This is a genomic window from Flavobacterium sp. GW823-FHT04A11 (assembly GCF_058796535.1).
This window is the reverse complement of record NZ_CM179503.1, coordinates 3606133-3625724: the sequence shown is the minus strand read 5'-3', so window position 1 is coordinate 3625724 and position 19592 is coordinate 3606133. Positions and strand designations below refer to the sequence as shown.

General features: G+C 32.6%; 14 protein-coding genes. 2 read left to right on the top strand and 12 right to left on the bottom strand.

Annotated elements, in window-relative coordinates:
* Position 1: 1 nt before the first annotated feature.
* Positions 2-664 carry a response regulator transcription factor gene (locus AC3QL1_RS15695; RefSeq protein WP_492492803.1) on the bottom strand — a complete coding sequence of 221 codons (663 nt, stop codon included), beginning with the start codon at positions 662-664 and terminating at the stop codon, positions 2-4.
* 205 nt (positions 665-869) lie between these two features.
* Here AC3QL1_RS15695 and AC3QL1_RS15690 point away from each other — a divergent pair, with 205 nt between their 5' ends.
* Positions 870-2960 carry an LTA synthase family protein gene (locus AC3QL1_RS15690; RefSeq protein ID WP_492492801.1) on the top strand — a complete coding sequence of 697 codons (2091 nt, stop codon included), beginning with the start codon at positions 870-872 and terminating at the stop codon, positions 2958-2960.
* Positions 2961-3195: 235 nt separating this feature from the next.
* On the opposite strand, the gene AC3QL1_RS15685 is transcribed toward AC3QL1_RS15690, so the two are convergent.
* Positions 3196-4194 carry a zinc dependent phospholipase C family protein gene (locus AC3QL1_RS15685; RefSeq protein ID WP_492492799.1) on the bottom strand — a complete coding sequence of 333 codons (999 nt, stop codon included), beginning with the start codon at positions 4192-4194 and terminating at the stop codon, positions 3196-3198.
* A gap of 183 nt (positions 4195-4377) precedes the next feature.
* Here AC3QL1_RS15685 and AC3QL1_RS15680 point away from each other — a divergent pair, with 183 nt between their 5' ends.
* Positions 4378-5325 carry a hypothetical protein gene (locus AC3QL1_RS15680; RefSeq protein ID WP_492492797.1) on the top strand — a complete coding sequence of 316 codons (948 nt, stop codon included), beginning with the start codon at positions 4378-4380 and terminating at the stop codon, positions 5323-5325.
* Between the two features lie 162 nt (positions 5326-5487).
* Here AC3QL1_RS15680 and AC3QL1_RS15675 read toward each other — a convergent pair whose 3' ends face one another.
* The 10 genes from AC3QL1_RS15675 to AC3QL1_RS15630 all read right to left on the bottom strand — a co-directional run bounded on the left by AC3QL1_RS15675 (position 5488) and on the right by AC3QL1_RS15630 (position 19551).
* Entirely contained in the window at positions 5488-6477 is a 990-nt protein-coding gene (locus tag AC3QL1_RS15675; protein WP_492492796.1) for a YeiH family protein, read from the bottom strand.
* Between the two features lie 75 nt (positions 6478-6552).
* The gene (locus tag AC3QL1_RS15670; RefSeq protein ID WP_492492794.1) at positions 6553-7449 is read right to left on the bottom strand and encodes a LysR family transcriptional regulator; all 897 of its coding nucleotides are present in this window, start codon (positions 7447-7449) and stop codon (positions 6553-6555) included.
* Position 7450: 1 nt separating this feature from the next.
* Complete coding sequence (locus AC3QL1_RS15665; protein ID WP_492492792.1) at positions 7451-8314, bottom strand: BRO-N domain-containing protein; 864 nt, start codon at positions 8312-8314, stop codon at positions 7451-7453.
* 157 nt (positions 8315-8471) lie between these two features.
* Positions 8472-10499 carry a hypothetical protein gene (locus AC3QL1_RS15660; protein ID WP_492492790.1) on the bottom strand — a complete coding sequence of 676 codons (2028 nt, stop codon included), beginning with the start codon at positions 10497-10499 and terminating at the stop codon, positions 8472-8474.
* Between the two features lie 120 nt (positions 10500-10619).
* Positions 10620-11366: a 3-oxoacyl-[acyl-carrier-protein] reductase gene (fabG, locus tag AC3QL1_RS15655; RefSeq protein WP_492492788.1), complete on the bottom strand. Its 747-nt coding sequence runs from the start codon at positions 11364-11366 to the stop codon at positions 10620-10622.
* Between the two features lie 331 nt (positions 11367-11697).
* Entirely contained in the window at positions 11698-11859 is a 162-nt protein-coding gene (locus tag AC3QL1_RS15650) for a hypothetical protein (RefSeq protein WP_492492786.1), read from the bottom strand.
* Between the two features lie 224 nt (positions 11860-12083).
* Positions 12084-13445: a DUF4302 domain-containing protein gene (locus AC3QL1_RS15645; protein ID WP_492492785.1), complete on the bottom strand. Its 1362-nt coding sequence runs from the start codon at positions 13443-13445 to the stop codon at positions 12084-12086.
* 11 nt (positions 13446-13456) lie between these two features.
* Positions 13457-14317, bottom strand: coding sequence for a substrate import-associated zinc metallohydrolase lipoprotein (locus AC3QL1_RS15640; RefSeq protein ID WP_492492783.1), 861 nt, complete (start codon positions 14315-14317; stop codon positions 13457-13459).
* A gap of 18 nt (positions 14318-14335) precedes the next feature.
* Positions 14336-15811, bottom strand: coding sequence for a RagB/SusD family nutrient uptake outer membrane protein (locus AC3QL1_RS15635; protein ID WP_492492781.1), 1476 nt, complete (start codon positions 15809-15811; stop codon positions 14336-14338).
* 11 nt (positions 15812-15822) lie between these two features.
* The gene (locus AC3QL1_RS15630; RefSeq protein WP_492492779.1) at positions 15823-19551 is read right to left on the bottom strand and encodes a SusC/RagA family TonB-linked outer membrane protein; all 3729 of its coding nucleotides are present in this window, start codon (positions 19549-19551) and stop codon (positions 15823-15825) included.
* Positions 19552-19592 lie beyond the last annotated feature (41 nt).

The following is a 19592-nucleotide window of genomic DNA, read 5'->3' as shown; positions in this document are numbered from 1 at the left end:
GTTAATCGTTAGCGATGTAACCTACACCACGAATTGTTTTTATATAATCTTCTTCAATTTTTAATTTGAGCTTTTTTCTTATGGCATTCATGAAAACATCAATAACGCCGGTATCATACTCAAAATTGATTTCCCAAACTTCCTTCAAAATCTGATTTCTTGTACAAACTTTTCCTTTATTCCGAATCAAAAAAGTAAGCAGTTCAAATTCTCGTTGCGTCAGGGTAACTTCTTCGTCATTTTTAAAAACAACATGTTTCGATAAATCAATTTTGATTGTACCTAAAGAAAGTATTTCGTCTGTTTTTTGTTTTCTGAAATGAATTTTAATGCGTTCAGCCAATTCTTCAAAACTAAAAGGCTTTTTCATATAATCGTTTGCCCCTGCTTTTAAGCCTTCAATAGTTTCCTGAACCGTGTCTTTTGCGGTTAAAAATATAATTGGTGTAACTTGATCCTTAATTCTAATAGCTTTACACAAGTCTAAACCATTAATTTTAGGCAGCATCCAATCCAGCAGAATCAGGTCAAATTTCTGATTTTGAATCAGTTCAAAACCTTTCGAACCATCATTAGCAACAGTAACAAGATATCCTTCTTCCTGCAAACCCTGCTGCAAAAACTGAATGATACCCAACTCATCTTCAACGATTAATATATGCATGTGCTGAATTTAAAATTAATTTCTGAATTTGAATCCCCATCAAATATCAAAGATAAATATTTTGTGATCTAAAAAATATTAAAATCCAAAGCAATATGCAAAACCCTCTAATTTAAGTAAATCTTAAGTTAACGTTAAGTAAGATAAAGGAAGGCCTTAATCTGGAATTAATCAACCGCAATTAATTTTGTAAAAAAATAATTTCATGGCATTTCACAAGAATTTTTCTCCTCTTTACAACCTTGGTATATTTTACTTTATCATCAGTTTTGCATTACGAATTGTTTTGTTATTTCATCCCATAACTCAGAGTTCGTTTAGTTTTACTGAAATTATAAAAATATTTACACTTGGTTTATTATCTGACTTTTGTATTTTTATAATCGCCGGTTTATTTTTATGGCTGTATTTAATTTTTATTTCAAATTCTAAATACAACAAACCATCGGGATATATTATTCTGAGCTTTTTCATTGTTTGTTTTCTTTATGTTGCTTCCGGTAAAAGTATTTTTGATGAATATGGAGGCGCATTACCCGAAATAGTTTTGATTTTTATCGGAATTAAAACACTCCTTTTTGCCACAATGCTCTTTTTGCCCAAACTGAGAAACAGGATCCGATTCTGGTTATTTGCTTTTGTGATTTTTTTATATGTGCTTTTAATTCTTCAAAACGGAATTAGTGAATACTTCTTTTGGAATGAATTTGGTGTAAAATATAATTTTATCGCTGTCAATTATCTGATTTATACCAATGAAGTTATTGGAAATATTATGCAGTCTTATCCGGTAATTCCGATATTTTCTGCTTTATTTATAATAACTGGAATCGTAACCTATTTTATTCTCAAAAAATCAAGAATTTACCTTGATAACATTCCGAATTTCAAGGAAAAATTAAAGGTTTCGGCACTTTACATTATGTTTTTCTGTGTTTCGATAGGTGCAATTCCCGTTCTTGCCAAGACAGAAAATTCTAAAAATGTTTTCGTGAATGAATTGCAGTCAAACGGATTATACAAGTTTTACCTGGCTTTTCAGAATAACAAACTGGATTATTTCAAGTTTTACAAAACGCTTCCAGCGAACAAGGCTTACGGAATTTTAAAACAACAGTTTCCAACAAATTCAGAAGAAAGTACAATTCATAAGATAAAAAGTGATTCTGCTGAAATTCACAAAAATGTAGTTCTGATCACTATTGAAAGTTTAAGCGCTGATTTTATGAAAGCATACGGAAACAATCAAAATATCACTCCTTTTTTAGACAGTTTAGCTCAAAAAAGTTTACAGTTTACTAATTTATATGCCACCGGAAATCGCACTGTTCGCGGTCTCGAGGCTGTAACTTTATGTTTGCCTCCAACAGCGGGAGAAAGTGTTGTAAAAAGAGAGGACAATAAAAATAAATTTTCGACAGGTTTTGTTTTTAAACAGAAAAACTATAACGTTAAATTCATGTACGGCGGCGATGCTTTTTTTGATAATATGAGGGATTTTTATTCCGGAAACGGTTATCAGATTATTGATGAATCGAGTTTTGCACCCAGCGAAATTTCATTTTCGAATGTTTGGGGCGTTTGTGATGAAGACATGTATTACAAAGCTATTAAGGTCATGAATGTTGAAGCAAAGGAAAATAAACCTTTCTTTAACCATATTATGACGGTGAGTAATCACAGACCTTTTACTTATCCGAATAACAAAATTGATATTCCCGGAGATATTAAATCTCGTGAAGGCGGTGTAAAATATACGGACTATTCTTTAAGAAAATTTTTCTCAATGGCCAGTAAACAAAGCTGGTATAAAAATACAGTTTTTGTAATCGTTGCAGATCATTGTGCTTCGAGTGCCGGAAAAACACAGCTTCCTTTGGACAAATACAGAATTCCGGCTTTTATTTACACTCCGGATGCTAAACCTGAAAAATGCAATAAGTTAATGTCTCAAATTGATTTGATGCCAACACTTTTCGGACTTTTGCATTTTAGTTATGAAAGCAAGTTTTTTGGTCAGGATGTTTTAAAACCTGCTTATAAACCAAGAGCTTTTATTGCAACTTATCAGGATTTGGGTTTGATAAAAGATAATGTTTTAACGATTTTATCTCCTAAACAAGAGGTAAAACAATTTGACTTGAAATTGAAACCTAAGTCAGGAATCGAACCTGAATATCAAATTTATTATGATGAAAAGTGCCTGAAAAGAGAAAGAACAGATTTGGTAAATGAAACTATTTCTTTTTATCAAACGGCTTCGGATATATTGAAGAAAAAAAAGTATCAATTTTAAATTCCATAAAGCACAGATGACACGGATTTTTATTATGAAAACCGGATTTTTAGCCCTGATTGAAGCGGTATCCTTTTATTTTTTTCTTTAAAAAATAAAAGATATAGCGGAAAGCAGGAAATAGCTCCAAATGAACATTAATACATAGCCATTATAAACAAAAATAAAAGCCTCAAATTCAAGTGAATATGAGGCTTTTTTATTTGTAAACTAGAAACTGAGACTGAAAACTATCTTAGTCATTCTGATTTTTCATTCCGAAAAGATCTCCTTGCTGAAACAATTTAAAGTCGTCTTTCAGTGCCTGATTGTTTCTTTGTGTAACCGATGGAGCGTCTAAATCGCTTAAATCAGGTTTTCCGGCATTTACCCAGGCAGTAAACCAAAAACTTGCAGTTGCAGTAATTGCTTTTTTCATTTGATTTTCAACCATTCCGTTTAATTCCTTATGAAGTTTCTTAGCATATTCATCAGAGAAAACAGCTGTGTTGTATTTGCTTTTCAGTACTTTTCCATCAGCATCCATTTTAAAAACCTCATTTTCAGGAGTTGCAGTTCTTAGTTTTTTATCAATTTCTAATAATGGCTGCGCTAAACTGTGCGTATCATTAATCATATCCCAGATCGCTTTATGAATATCTTCATAATATTGTGCTTGTGGAACATTGTACTTGTAATTTTTAGCAAATAACTCAGGAAGTTTGCTTTCCCAAAGAGAATGAATTCCTTTTTGATCGCTCAATTGCCCGTCATGATTGGCAGAAGTGTGCAAAGGCATGTGTGCATCACCAACATAATGACCCAAATCTGCAGCAAGAAATAAAATTTCAGCTCTGTTTTTATCTTTAAAAGCTTTGGTTAATTTCGCCATCATATCTTCGATATACCAAGGTAAAATACCATTATCATTCAGGAATTTAGCATCGTATTTTGTCTTTGCTTCTTCCATGATTTTTGGCCACGTATCAGCAGGACCAAAATTTTCCATATCAAAATAATGTCTTGGATTCTCATCTTTGTAATTCAGGGCATATTTACGAATATCCGGTACAGAAGCTTCTTGTGTGATAAAATCGATGTGATTGTAGAAAAAAACCTGAAGCGGATGTGGCAATGCCATCACTGCAGCTTTGTTAATACGCTCATGGCCAACGATTCCCCATGATAATGTCAAAAATCCAATAGCTAATGCAAAAAATGCGATTACTGTTGGCTTCATTCTAAAGTTTTTCATTTGTGAATTTGTTTGAGGGGGCAAATTTATCTCATTTAAATATAATTCAAAAGGATCCTAACAAATATTGTGTTAATTTAATTTTTTTTAATTTTTGAGCGCCATAAATGATATAAGTTCATTTAACGCTTATGATGAACTTTATTACTAAGTTTGTCTTAATTTTGCTAAAAATTTTAATATATGCGCCTAATTCGTTTGAGTTTTCTTTTTATCCTCTTTACTTCCATCTGCACTTCACAAGAAATTGTACAGCTAAAAAATGTTAGTGATACAATTTTAAATCCGAAAAGAACATTATCAATACCTGATCCGTTAGATGCTGTAAAAACAATGCAGAAATTGTTTCCGGGTAAATTATATACCTTATCAGATCATAATACTTTTACAAGCTGGAAATGCAAAAATTGCAAACCTGCTTCTTATACAGATGTAAATGGCGAAGAAGGCGATCAGTTATTTCCTTATGAAAATGGCGTTGCAACCAGGCTTTTATCGAATATTGACTATACAGATTCTAAGGGAAATCAGTTTAAATTATTGTTTTTTAATCATTCTGTTTATGATGAAGACGGCTTGCAAACCAGCAGATTTACCGGCGGACTTTTAGGCGTTTCTAAATTTGCAAAAAATGGTAATGTTTGGGAAATGAGGTCTTTTCAGCCTGCTGTTGCTGCGTTTGGTTCTTTTGCACAATCTCCAAAACCTAAACTTATAGAAATTGGCGAGGATCAATATGCTTTTACGCTTTTGCATGTAAATGGTGGCGGCGGCGGTCCGTTTGACGGAACTTTATATCTCGTTGTTGGTTTGGATGGAAAATACCAACCGATTATGGAAGCTTTTCAATATCAACTAACTAATGTTAGTAATATTGATTGGTCAAGCTCTTATAAAGTGGTAAACGACAATAATAAAAAATATTTCAGAGATATTATCATCACTACAAATGGTACTTATCATAAACCAAATGCAGATGATGAATTTGAAGTTAGTTTGCCGGAAGAAGTAGCTCAAATGGCTAAAACAAAAAAACAATTTTCATTTAGCATCGAAAAACGATATTCTTTTAGCAAGAAACATTATACTGCTGTTGGTAAGCCAGTTGTAAAGTTTTCGAATGTAAAATAATGTCTTTTTTTTCACCATATAAGTTATATAAGTTCATTTAATATACTGCTCGAAAGATTAAATTCTTTCTTTACATTTCTATTCGAAGGACATTTTATGCGCTTTTCTAAACACAACATAAACTTTTGATATGAACTTATATAACTTATATGGTGAAAAAAATCAATTCAGATAAAGAATTGCGCTCAAACTTAAGCCTGCAATAAATATCCAGAGAAAAATTCCCTGAAATAAAGGCTTCACTCCTACTGATTTTAAGGTGTTTATATTTAAAGTTGCGCCTATTAAAAACAAAGTTATTGTCAAGCCAATTTTAGCAATTCCCACAATATGCGGGGCAACAATAGCTGTTGCAGGTACATAAGTATTAAAAAGCATGGCCAAAATAAACAAACCTATAAAGTAAGGAATTTTGATTTTACTGCTTTGATTTTGAGTTGAATTTTGAGATTTATTTTTGAAAATTACTGCTGTCAAAAGCGAAATCGGAATGATCCACAATGCTCTCGCTAATTTTACGGTTGTAGCTACCTGCAAAGCTTCGGCTCCGTATTTATTGGCAGCACCCACTACAGAACTCGTGTCGTGAATGGCAATGGCGCACCATAAACCAAAATCTTTTTGAGACAAATCAAGTTGATGTCCAATAAATGGAAAAGCAAATAAAGCAATGGAATTTAATAGAAAAATAACGCCCAGAGCAATTGATGTCTGGTTTTCGTTTGATTTAATTACGGGAGAAATCGCTGCAATGGCACTTCCGCCACAAATTGCTGTTCCACATGAAATTAAATGGGATGTTTTTTTATCTGTTTTAAGCCATTTTCCTAAAAGGGTACCGAAGATTAAAGTGCTGAAAATAGAAAAAATAGTCAACAAGAAACCTTCTTTTCCCGCTGAAACTGCGGATGCGGCATTCATTCCAAAACCTAAACCTACAACTGAAAATTGCAATAAAAAAGTAATCGCTTTGTGATTGAATGCTATAAATGGATTTCCAAAAATATTTACGATCAAAATACCTAATAATAAAGCAATTGGCGGTGAAATAATCGAAAATAAACACAATACTATTATTAAAGCAAAAATTGCCTGTTGTATAAAAAGGTTGACTTCGAATAAATGTGCTGCCGTATGTTGTTTTGTTTTCAAAATAAGGTAATTGATATTTTACCTTACAAAGGTCTGTCCTTTTTATTGGAAACGCCAATCGTAAAATACAATCGCCTATAACTTCAGGTTATAATAAGATGATAAGTTTTGAATAAACAATTCAGACAAAGCATCTGACTTTCCTAAGAGTGTGATAATGTAAAAATACCTGTCAACAGCTAATTTTTCAACATCTAAAACAATTAATTCGTTATTTTTCAATTCTTTATCGACTGCATGTATGGACATAAAGGCAAAACAATCAGAATTTAAAAGATAGGATTTTATACTTTCTGTACTTCCCAATTGCATTTCGATTTGCAAGTCGGCTAATTTTACACCAACTTGTTTTAATGCATATTCTATAACTTCAAGTGTTCCGGAACCTCTTTCGCGAGTTATGAATTTCATTGATTTTAAATCTTCTACAGTAATTTCTTTTTGTTTTACTAAAGGATTATTACTGTTACAAACCAAAACCAATTCGTCCTTTAAAAACGGAATATATTTTATGGATTGATTTTTTGATTGTCCTTCTACAATTCCAATTTCGATTTCTTTGTTAATCAAAGCATTTTCGATTTGTTCTGTATTTCCGTTTAGTAGATTGACTTTTATGTCTTGCTGTTTTTGATGGAATCTTGCTAAAACGGGAGAAATTATATATTGCGAAATTGTTGTACTTGCTCCCAATCGCAATAAACCCTGGCGTTCGCTGCTAAATGAACTCATGTCAAAATCGATTTTGCGATAAATTTCGAAAATACTTTTGGTATGTTTGAGCAGAATTTCTCCGGCCGGAGTTAGAGCTATTTTAGAACCGTTTCGTTCAAAAAGTTTGGTTTTGTAGGTTTCTTCGAGTTCCTGGATATGTTTAGAAACCGCCGGCTGTGTGATATACAATTCCGTTGCCGCTTTAGTAAAATTAAGGCGGAGCGCAACGGTGTAGAATACTTTTAGCCTGAAATCCATATTATATTTCTTTACTATCTTTTTTAGATATAAGCATTTCTTGTGCTTGTTGTTTCAATACTTCTTTTGCATTTAAAGAAGATACAACTTTTTTCCCTGTTTTAGATTCTAATTCTTCCATTGCAACTTTTGCTACATTTCCTCCCTGCATAGCCACTTCAATACTTTCATTAAAACTTTCAGGATTAGTATTTTGCGAAATATCTTTTGTAGAAGCTTCTGCTAACATATTCAAAATAAGCTCCATGTTTGTCATGTTGTCTCTAAGGTTCTCTTTTTTTAGTCCTTTAAAAACTTTATACTCTTTCGTTGATTTTCCAGACCAGGTTTTTGAAATTATATCTGTTAAAGTTGCAAATTGGACACCTTCTTTTAATCCTCTATTTTTCCATTCATCGGTTAATTCTTTTCTAATTTCAATACTTTTCAAACGTTGATTTATCCAATTTTCAGAATAACCAAGACGTAAATATTGTTCTAGTGCACGATCAATAGAAAGCTCAGGATCTTGCATTTCATCCAGACGTTCAGACGCTATCTGAGCCAGCCAAACTTTAAAAGGTTCTGCATTTGGTGAAGGGATAGATTGAATAAGGCGAAAAAGCTGTTCGGTATCTGCAACATCTGTTAACCGCATTTTACCATCATTAGCTTTCATTTTCAAACCGTGACAATTCGTCACGGTTTCATTTCCTTCAGCTTTTAGGCGTTGCTTAAGTTTACGCCAATAAGCAGTTGGATCAATGCTTTCTGTTAAAACACTAACTATATCAACTATGGAAAAATACCATTTTTCTTCTTCTTGGTTCCAAATTGATCTAACCTTTTTTTCTTCGAATAATTGTATACTTTCTTCCTGTTTCATATTAATGCATTTACATAAAACTCATTTTCATTTCTTATTAATGGAAGTATTTTTGAGTATTTTTTAGGAATTTAAATATGGATTCTAAAGCTTTAAAAGTTACTAGTTATATTCCATTAAATTTATAATTCGCACAGAAACAAATTTATCGCAAAATCTACAACAAACCATTATATTTTCTAACAAACCATTCTGTAGTCAATAAAACAGCAATTAAAATTAATAGCCAAACCCAATCAATTAACGGTGTTTTAGTTGAAACATTCTTTTCAATTGATTTATAATCTTTGTTTTCAATTAATGTTTTAATCAAATCGTCCACCTGATTTTCAAAGAAAGCTTTTCCATTTGTTTGTAAAGCCAATTGTTTCAATTTTAAAACATCCGGATTTACGAATTGCTTTTCGATATCGAAATCTAAAATTTCAAAATGACTTGAATAAACCGTATTGGAATTTAATTCTTTTACTGTAAAGTTATATTTGCCGGCTTGTAAACCGTTAAGATTTGCTGAGAAAGAATTATTTCCTTTTAATAAGTCGTAGTTTTTTGCTTGTTTGGTTTCTGCATTGGTAACGGTAATGGTAAGTCTTGCCTTTTCGTCAAACTCATAGTTTTTATTAAAATATTGTGCATTAATCACAATGGCTTCTCCCGAATTATAAAAGCTTTCGTGTGTGACAACTAATGATTTTCTGGAAGTTGATGTTGCCAAAAACTGAATTATTTTATCGATAAATACATCATATTTTTCGAAAGACTGATTGTCTATATGACTTTGTAAGCGCCATTTCCAGCTATTTTCTCCTAAGAGAAATGCCGTACGTTTGCCTTGATTTTCGGCGAAAGCCAATAAAGGAGCATTTGTGGCAACGTTTCTAATTTTTGAGGAAAGCAAAACAGAAACATTCCCATTTGTGGTTATGGTTCCGAATGGATTTTGAAGCGGTGGAAAATTCTCGAAACCTATATTTTCAATTGCAAATAAATTAAACTGCGACTGAAATTCGTTTAAATAATCTTCTCTTTGATTGCTCATTTTAAAAACCAAATTGTTCTGTTGTTGGTTTAGAAAATTAAAATCGGTGTTGTTTCCTGTAATTATAAACGTGTTTGTTCCGGCTAATTTATTATTGTCAAAAATTGCTTTGAAAGCCGTTGTTGGCTGATATAAAATCAAAACAGAAACGTCTTGCAACTGATTAATATCATTTGGTTTAACCAATATTACTTTACGTTGCGCATTAACTTCTATTGAACGTTTTAAGGCTGCAATATCAGGATGATTTATGGCCGAAACGATTGCAATTGTCGACTTTTGATCTATGATTTCAACTGCAAAATTCTTGACGTTATTATAACTGTTTTTCTCTTTTGTGTTAGCAGAAACTGTGGCTTTAAAAATTTGTAATCCCACTTTGTCAGCCGGTAAAAGCAAGTTTAAAGTGGCTGTTTTTTTAGAAGGTGAAAAAGAAACTTTTTCTTTTGCTACAACTGAATTTCCTTGTGAAATGCTAAAATCAGCGTTGATGTTTTTATCTCCGGCATATTGAAGAAAAACTTCAACAGGAAATTTATTTTTGTGAAAAGCGTATTTGTTTACGTTTAACTGATTGATTTTTAAATCTAAGAATGTAGTTGTATCTCCCACAACCAAAGGATAAATTTTATTGACAGGATCAAATCGATATACATAATCGTTTCCTGTAGTTTGATTTCCGTCGGTAATAATAACCGTTGGGAAAATCAGGTTTTTGTTGATGCTTTTTAAGTTTTTTGCAACTTCGTCTAAATTAGTTTGTTTTCCTTTAAAATCAAATGTAGAAGAAGGTTTAAAATCTGCATCAAACTGATAAGATTGTATTTCAAATTTTTCCTGTAATGCAGGATTTGAAACAAGAGCCTGATATAATTCGGCCGTTTTTTTATCTGATTTTAAAGCAACTATCGAACTGGAATTATCAACCGCAATTGCCAAAGGTGTTTTGGTGATTTCCAGCGAATTCTTGGTCATTATTGGATTTATCAGTAAAAGCAATAATCCGAAAATGGCTAAAAAACGTAAAAAAGCCAAAAACCAAATCACATTGGATTGGTTTTTGGCTTTGAAAAAATATTGAAAATACGACAACCCACCAGCGATTACTAAAGAAAGTAATAATAACAGAATCGTATTTGTAGTCATATTTTATAGTTTGCAGTGGCAGTTTTCAGTAATCAAAAATAACTGAAAATTGCGTAAACTGAATTTTTAGATAGTATTTAGTTCTCAGAGGAAACTGAAAAACGTAAACTGAAACTTTTTTTAGGTTAGCATTCCTCCACAAACATTAAGTACTTGTCCTGTAACATAAGCACTTAAATCTGAAGCTAAGAAAAGACATGCATTTGCAACATCTTCTGTAGTTCCGCCACGTTTCAACGGAATTCCGTCTCTCCATCCTTTTACTACATCTTCCGGTAATTTTGCTGTCATTTCAGTTTCGATAAATCCGGGAGCGATTGCATTGCAACGGATATTACGAGAACCTAACTCTAATGCTACTGATTTTGTAAAACCAATGGCTCCGGCTTTTGAAGCTGCATAATTGGTTTGTCCTGCATTTCCGGAAACTCCAACTACTGAACTAATATTGATAATAGAACCTGCACGTTGTTTTAAGAATGTTTTTTGAATTGCTTTAGTCATATTAAATACTGACTTTAAGTTTACATCTATAACCTGATCAAAATCAGCTTCAGACATACGCATCAATAAATTATCTTTTGTGATTCCGGCGTTGTTAATTAAAATATCAACTGTTCCAAAATCTGCCAAAACAGCGTCAACGAAAGTTTGCGCTTCATTAAAATCGGCCGCATTCGATTGGTATCCTTTTGCTTTTACTCCTAAACTGTTCAATTCTGCTTCAAGAGCTTCTGCAGAAGCTGCAGATGAGCTGTATGTAAAAGCAACGTTTGCACCATGTTTAGCAAAAACTTCTGCAATTCCTTTCCCAATTCCACGACTAGCGCCTGTAATGATGGCAACTTTTCCTTCTAGTAATTTCATATTCAAAATTAATTTATTTTTATTTTTAGCTTTTGTCTTTCTAATGATGATAACTATCATAAAAAAAAACGGCTTCATTCGGGGCTTATGAATGACTTGTCAAATATATGATAATTCCCTTTTTAAAAAAATAGCAATTGCAAAAAAGGTTCAAAGTTGCAAGGCTCATCGCTACGAAGTTTCTGAGATATTGAGATCCTAAGTTAAAAAAAGGCTTTTAGAACGGATAAATTTTCAAAATTAGCAAAAACTAATAATAGCAGACATTTCTAAAATAAAAAAACAGTTCGTTTGAACTGCTTTTTCTTTAAAATAAATCTAAAACTAAAGATTAAAATCCTGATGGATAATTTGAGTTGATAAGAAAAAATAAAATTCCCACAAATACCATTGCGATCACGATATTATAAATTGATAATTTAAAATTCTCTGTACCATTGGTTTTATCTTCTCTTCTCTTTTTTACAAGATTAACAATTATGAATGGAATCATTATTATTATGGATACATACAAAGAATATCTGTTATAATCAGGATAGAATTGTGATATCAAGAAAAGTACAGCAATCCAAAAAAAGGAAATTATGTTTGTTAGTGTCAGATATTTTTTGATCATAATATATTAAAGTTAATTATCTAAATTTTAAAGTTTTATCCAAAAAAGCAGCCCAAAAATTGAGCTGCTCCTTCTTCAAAATAAAAATCAAAACTAAACTATTACTGGAATGCGTATGTTGTCATTCTAAAGTTACTTGTTGAACTTGTAAAAGTGTAAATGGTGTTGGTGAAAGCAATTTTAAATGTTTCTTTTTTAACGTATAAACCACTCGGATTCATAAGTTCAGCATCTACCTTTTTAAGTAATGCAGGTTCTGCAATAACTGCTCCTGTATTAGCCTGCCATGTTCCCGGAATAAGGATTAATCTCTTATTAACGGCATCTTCCTGTACAGTAAAGTTGTGATAAATAGTAGTTTTACCACCTGTAAATGTATAAGAAATATAACTTTCTCCAAACGCATCATTAAAAGTGAACTGAATACGATTTACTTTTTGTGTTGAAGGTAAATTAGCGTGAATTTCAGCGATTAATGAATTAAATAGTGCAGAATTACTTGGTGCTGTCGCTAAATTGGCATGTATATATGCAAAACCAGTTTGTGGCGCCTGAAGCATTACTTTGTAATCCTCGGTAATTATAAGGGGTTTATTTGTATATTTTATTGTTGCCGTAGCTCCGTTTGTTCCTGTTGCCGTAAAACTTCCATCAGCATCATTGTAAACGAAATCAGTTAATTTTTGGCTTCCAACTTGTATTCCAGGATTTACAACAATTCCTGTTGGTGTATAACCAACTCCAAAATTGAAGCTTACAGAATAACCGGTTTCTATCGAATTTGCTGTTGCATAACGCGTAATAGGCGAAAATGTAAAATCAAACTGATGTTTTGTTGTTCCGTCATTTGTTTCCAACAATCTGAATAATGGTCTTGCATTAGATCCTATTACATTAGGAATCATGTCAAAGTTTTTAGGCAAATTATCCCAATCTTCTTTTGTTGCTTTTACAAAACGTATTTCTTGTCCGTTTCTATTGGCTTTAAAAATAATCTCGCCATTTTCCTGTCCGTAATACAAAAATTGAAAGTCTCCCAAATATCCTTTTGCCCTTAATGCCGCTATTGGATAATTATCTGATTCAGATAAAAGATGGATCCAGTTTTTTGTTGTAAATGTTAAACTTACTGTGCTTCCTAATTGTATTTGGTATTCACTTTTATACTTTACATCAGTATCCTGGCTTTGATCAAAATCAGAAGCCATTACAACTGTACCATCTTCTGCGAATTTAAAAAAATGTGTATATCCGCCCAGAACAGTATTATCTGTAAAATAGATTGCTTTCCATCCTTCCGGAGAAGAAAGTAATGCTTCTTTTAATTCTGCCATTTGAGCATTTAAACGCTCAGTTGGTGCTTTATCAAACTTTGGTTCTGCCTCTGTATTGTTATCACAGGCACTTAGCTGCAACGCTAGAAACGCTGCAAATAAGAACTTATATATGTTTTTAATTTTCATAATACGTCGTTTTAATTAGTTATAACAGCATTTGTATTTATTTCAGCGGCATCTCTTAAAGCATAAAAATCCATGTTGTAAGCTTCTTTAAAATATTTTACAACAAGTGCTTCTTTTGCTTGTAATGCCGCTAAAGCTGTTGGATCCTGAATACCTGCTAAAAATGCTGCATACTCTGCTTTTGAATATATTAATATCATTGAAGCTGTTTCAGCAAAATCTTCATTGATATTTGATCTGGCATAACTGGTGATAAATCCAATTTCGTTTGATTCCGGAATATCATAATTGTACCAGTCTGCTGTATATCCTACAGGCGTTATACGTGCCCATGCTTTTTCGTCGAATGGTTTGTGCTGATTCAAAATATGAATATATTCGTGTTGAATTGTATGAATAAACTCTGAAACATTGTCACGATCAGACTGATCAATATAATCCGTTTCAAACAAGGTAACTCGTTGACCGCCTTCGGCTAAACCTAAAGTTCTTGTTCCTACGCTGTTTAAGTTTACACCTCCAACTAAAACAATTTCTCTTGGTGCAATTTTCTTTACGAAATCTGCTCCTCCAATTTCCGAGTAACTTTTAAGCCAGATTGTCTGAACAATTTCCAGTGCCGGTTGTACTTTGTCAATTGTTGGCGGAAACAAATAGCGACTATTGTCTACCGTATTTTGATTCCATTTATATTGTACATTAATATTATATGGATTCAAATAAGTTGTTGCAATCCAGTTATCAAGCTCTGTTCTTATTGGTTGTGTATAATCCAGTTGGCTATCTCCGGGCTGCTCATCGTGCGCGCATGAAATTACGGCCATTGAAACCATAATTAACATTGCAATTTTATTATATTTTATTAGTTTCATAAATTTTACTTTTAAAGTTTATCTAGGATTTAACTCAACACCTGTATTCGACGCGTGAAGCGGAATTTGTAACGCTCTTCTGTTATCGTCTTTTGCTAAAACATTAGTCGCCTGATTCGTTATTTCGTGGTTAACTACAAGGTTAAAACGTTTTACATCAAACCATCTCATTCCTTCGTGTATAAAATCTCTTCTCCTTGTTTCTGCAATTGCTTTGATATAAGATGTCTGTACCGGAGTCATGGTGTAAAATGGTGTATATTCATCAGCAATTACCGGATATTTAGCCACTACTTTTGCCTGAGTTACTTTATCTGTAGCTACATAACCTGCAGTTCTTGTTGACAGAAAATATTCCAGCTCATCATTTGCTAAGGCGATATCCCCTTTCATTACATGAGCTTCGATTCTGTTTAAGAAAAATTCATCGTTACTTAATAAAACTTCTGCAACATAAGGCTCACCAATACCAGCTGTTACGTTTGTATATTTGAAGTACTCGTAAAACTTTGGAAGGAAAACTGTTATACTACTATTAGATGAATAGAAATTATAAAGCCATGGTTTAGCAAAAAGGCTTGTCGCAGTTCCGAATATTTCCGGATATCTTGCACCTGAAAGATAAAAACGGTTTAAAGAGTATGATCTGCTTACAATTGAATTTGTTGATACGATTAATAAGTTTGTTTCAGCATCACTGCTCGCATAGCTTAATCTTTGATCAACAGCACTAAGTAAGTCATAAGATGCGAAATCTCTTAATTTACCTACTGGTTTTGCGCCTAAATCATTAGATAATTCAATTACTCTGTCCCAATCTCCTTTTATTAAATAAAATCTGCTGGCAAAAGCTTTTGAAGCACTTACATTAAAATGAAATTTAGCCTCTTTGTAATCATTTGTTACTAATGGCAATCCTTCTTCAATATCCTTTTGAATAAAATCGAAAACCTCTTTTATAGTATTTCGTTTATATTTTGTCATTAATTCTGTTTCAGGTTTTGTAACATAAGGAATTCCTAAATCTGTCGCAGCCGTAGCAGGATTATAACGTTTAGACCAAAGAGAAACCAACATAAAGTGAGAATATGCTCTGGCTAATAATGCTTCTCCTTTTTGCGGATTTAAACTTGGTGAATTTCCTAATTGATCAATAGCTTCAAGAGCTTTATTGGCATGTGCAATAGCAGTATAACAAGCGTCCCAATAGTATGCCTGAGTGTCAATATCAGCAGTTTCTGTCTGAATTTCCCAATTATAGTTTTGCACGTTTTTAAGTAATGTTTGTGCCATACCACTGTCAAAAACGTTATCTGACATTGTTTCTGCAATATCAAAATAACTCATTTGAGGATAGGCATTTACTAATAACTCGGATATTTTATCCGGAGTATCTATTTCTGTTCTGTTATCTGGTTTTTCAGAAAGGAAATCATCACAACTAGTAATACTTATAAGTATCAATAGGGATAATGCTATTTTTAAGTTTTTCATAATTTTGACTATTATAATGAAAGGTTTAAAGTAAAAGTATATTGAGATGTTACCGGTAAAGCAACTCCTCCTGAATTACGGAACTCAGGATCCTGCCCATTTAATCTCTTATCAGAATAAAGTAACCAAGGATTAACCGCAGAACCTTTTAATGTAAAAGTAGTAAGTCCTAATTTTCTCTTGAAATCACTTGGAAATTCCCAACTCAACGAGATATTTTTTAGTCTCACAAAATCTCCATCTGCAATACGGGCATCAGAATAATTGTAAGTATTATAAGCTCTTGCAAGTGTACGTTCTCCTCCGTAATTAGCATTTAAACGTTTGTCTGCAATTACCGGAATGTTCGTATAATTTTCATCTCCAGGATTTATCCATCTATTAGTAAAATCTTTAGTGAAAACTGTTAAATCATCATAAGTACTATCATATACTGGATTTAAACGAACTTTGTTTCCTCCTGATCCAACAAAAAACACATATAAAGACCAATTTTTATATGTAAATGTATTCGATAAACCGATCGATTTATTTGGTTCAATAGATCCTTCATATTTTAAATATTTAGTAACATTTAAATTATCCTGGAAATTTGCTCCTGTAATATTATCAGTTTCTCCGTCAGCCATTACAAAAGTTGGCAAACCTTGATTGTTTAAACCTGTAAATTGGTATGAATACAATGAATTTCTAGGGTGCCCAAGCGTATTTCCTCCATTTGCATCAATTAAATCAAATGCAGTTGGTGTGTTTTCTAACTTTGTAATTTCTTGTTTGTAAACAGAAAAATTAAGTGTTGTAGACCATTTAAAATTTTGGTTATCAAAGTTTTTAGTTGTAAATCCAACCTCTAAACCTTTAGTCTCCATATCAGCATTGTTTCCTTGTCTGATTCTTTCTCCCCCAATTCCTGAAGTAATCACATAATCAACTAAATCAAATGCTTTACGACGATAAATATCTGTTGTTAACTGAACTCTGTTGTTAAACATTCCAAGATCAACACCTATGTTAGTTTCAAATTGTTTTTCCCAAGTCAAGCTTCCATTTTGCAATTCATCAATCTGAATTCCAGTTTCTCTGTCATCAAGATTAAAACGATCTGTAACATAACTTTTGTAAATAGCCAAAGAGTTTGTCGCTGGTCCAGCAGTAGCTGTTAAACCATACGAAGCTCTTAATGCCAAAGTATTTACTGATTCAACATTTTTCATAAAACTTTCTTCAGCAACATTCCATTTTCCACTAAAAGTATATGTAGGCAGCCATCTTGAAGAATCGCTGTTTCCTTGTCTGTTTGATCCATCATAACGCCCTGTAACAGAAGCTGTATAACGACGATCATACGTATAACCTACTTTTCCGAAGAAACCAACTGTTCTTTCTTTTTCTTCATTAAAACCATAATAAGAATCTCCTCCATTAATGATTTTTTCGATAATTCTAGGATCAGTAAAGGCAGTTAAACCTCTGTCGTATTGTAAACCTGCAGCGGTAAAATTATCACTGCTTCTGTCAACAACTCTTAACTCTGTACCAAATAAACCTTCTACTTCATGTTTATCACTGAATGTATTTCTGTAATTAACACTATTTCTTAAATTATAAGAAGTTAAGTCGTTAGTGAATTTTCTTAAGAAACCTCCATTTGGTAAAACAGAAACTTTAGGAGCTGTTAAATCATTTGGATCCTGGTATAAAAAGATATTATCATCCCTTACCAAAGTATTTACTCCGTCTTCACCATCTGGTGTACCCGCTTTATAAGCTCCAACAACGTTTGAACCTTCTAATATTTTATGCTCACGACTTGTGTTTGCATAACGAGCTGAACCGGTTAAGTTATAATTTAAATGTGGACTAATTTTATAATCTAAATCTAATTGGAAACGGATATCTTTCACTTCGATTTCCATGTAATTGTTTGCCAATTCGTTGATGATATTCATCTTAGCCCAGTTATTTCTGTAATATTCAAGATTACCATTATCGTCATAAGGACGTAAAGTTCTGCTTGTATTTAAAACATAGTTAAATGGGTTGATATCAAAATCACGTGTTACTTTTCCAAAAACAACATCTTTTTCACTTTCGTAACTTCCCGGCGCACCTTGATCACGTATAGAAGCCAATGTAGATAAAGTAATGTTTAATCTGTCATTTACATAAAATGTACCTCTGATGTTTGATGAAATTTGTTTTACATCATCAGCAATTGTCCATCCCGGATCTGTATAATATCCTAAAGACGCATAGAATGTATTGTTTTTACCACCTCCAGAAAAACTTAAAGAGTGATTTTGTGTGATAGATGGTCTGAATAAAACGTTAAACCAATCTGTATTGGCTAATTCGTATTTCTTTAAAAAATTGTTACGGCTAACAGGATCATTATTAACTAAATAACTATCTGTTTCTGGTACATAAGTATTGATAGCTCTACCTAAAATATTGTAAGCTCCACCATATCTTCCGTTTACCGTTGAAGGCAAATCTAAATATCCTTTTGCTTCCATTTCCTTCATGATACTCATAGATTCCTGAGAATTCAAAATATCATATTGGCTATAATTTGGAACTCCTCTAACTGTTTGCTCTAAACCATAAGTTACTTTTAACGGAGAATCTCTACGACCTTGTTTTGTTGTAATAACTACAACTCCATTTAATGATCTTGAACCATAGATAGATGTTGCAGATGCATCTTTAAGAATCTCAATACTTTGAATATCGTTTGCATTTAATCCTGCAACAGAAGAACTTAGTAATGTTTCTGAATTTCCAGACGCTAAATCTGCAAATGATAAATTGATGATATCTTCCTGAACAACTCCGTCAATTACCCATAATGGTTTTGTATCTCCAAAAATTGAAGAAGATCCACGAACTGTAATTTTTGGCGCCGTACCAAAAGTACCTGTTACGTTTTGTACAGTAACACCGGCAGCTTTACCTTCAATCATTCTGCTCACATCTACAACCCCATCAACTTTTAATTCAGCTCCTGAAATTTTACTGATAGCACCTGTAAATGTTCTTTTTGAAGTTTTTTCGTAACCTGTTGTTACGACAACTTCTTTCAAATTTTGACCTGATTCGTTCAAAATAACTGTTGGAGATGTATTTTCGATACCAATTTCTTTGGTTTCCATACCAACATAAGATATAACTAATGAAGTACTGTTTGCCGGCATTTCGATAGAAAAATTTCCATCAAAATCAGTCAATACAGCTACTTTCGTTCCTTTTGCCATTACAGTTGCGCCAGGAAGCGGCACACCAGATGGATCTGTAACTTTTCCTTTAATGATTGGCCCTGCCATAAGCGCATCAAACAAAGAATTGTTGTTGTCTAAATTAGAAAAAGGTTCTAATGAATTGTCTTTTTGTAAAATAATCTGGTTGCTTACTTCCGAAAAAGTAATATTAAAGGGTTTTAATATTCGATTAAGCACACTAGACAAAACTTCCTGATTGGCCTCTATTGTAACTTTTTGGTTCAATTGGGGCAATCTGGAATTGTACGAAAACTTTACGTGTGCAGATTTTTGAAGTTTAGATAAAGCATTATCTAGTGTTAAATCTGAAACAGTAATCGTAACTTTTGTATCTAGCTTTCTTTGTCCATTTACACTGTTTGCCATTGTAACACTTGAAAATACAAGTGCTAAGACAAACTGAAATAGCGTTATTTTCATGATTCGGTGGAGTAATCGTTGTTTAACAACTGGTTTTTTCATAATTTTGGTGTGTTTTGATTAATACTGTTCGAGTGTATTCT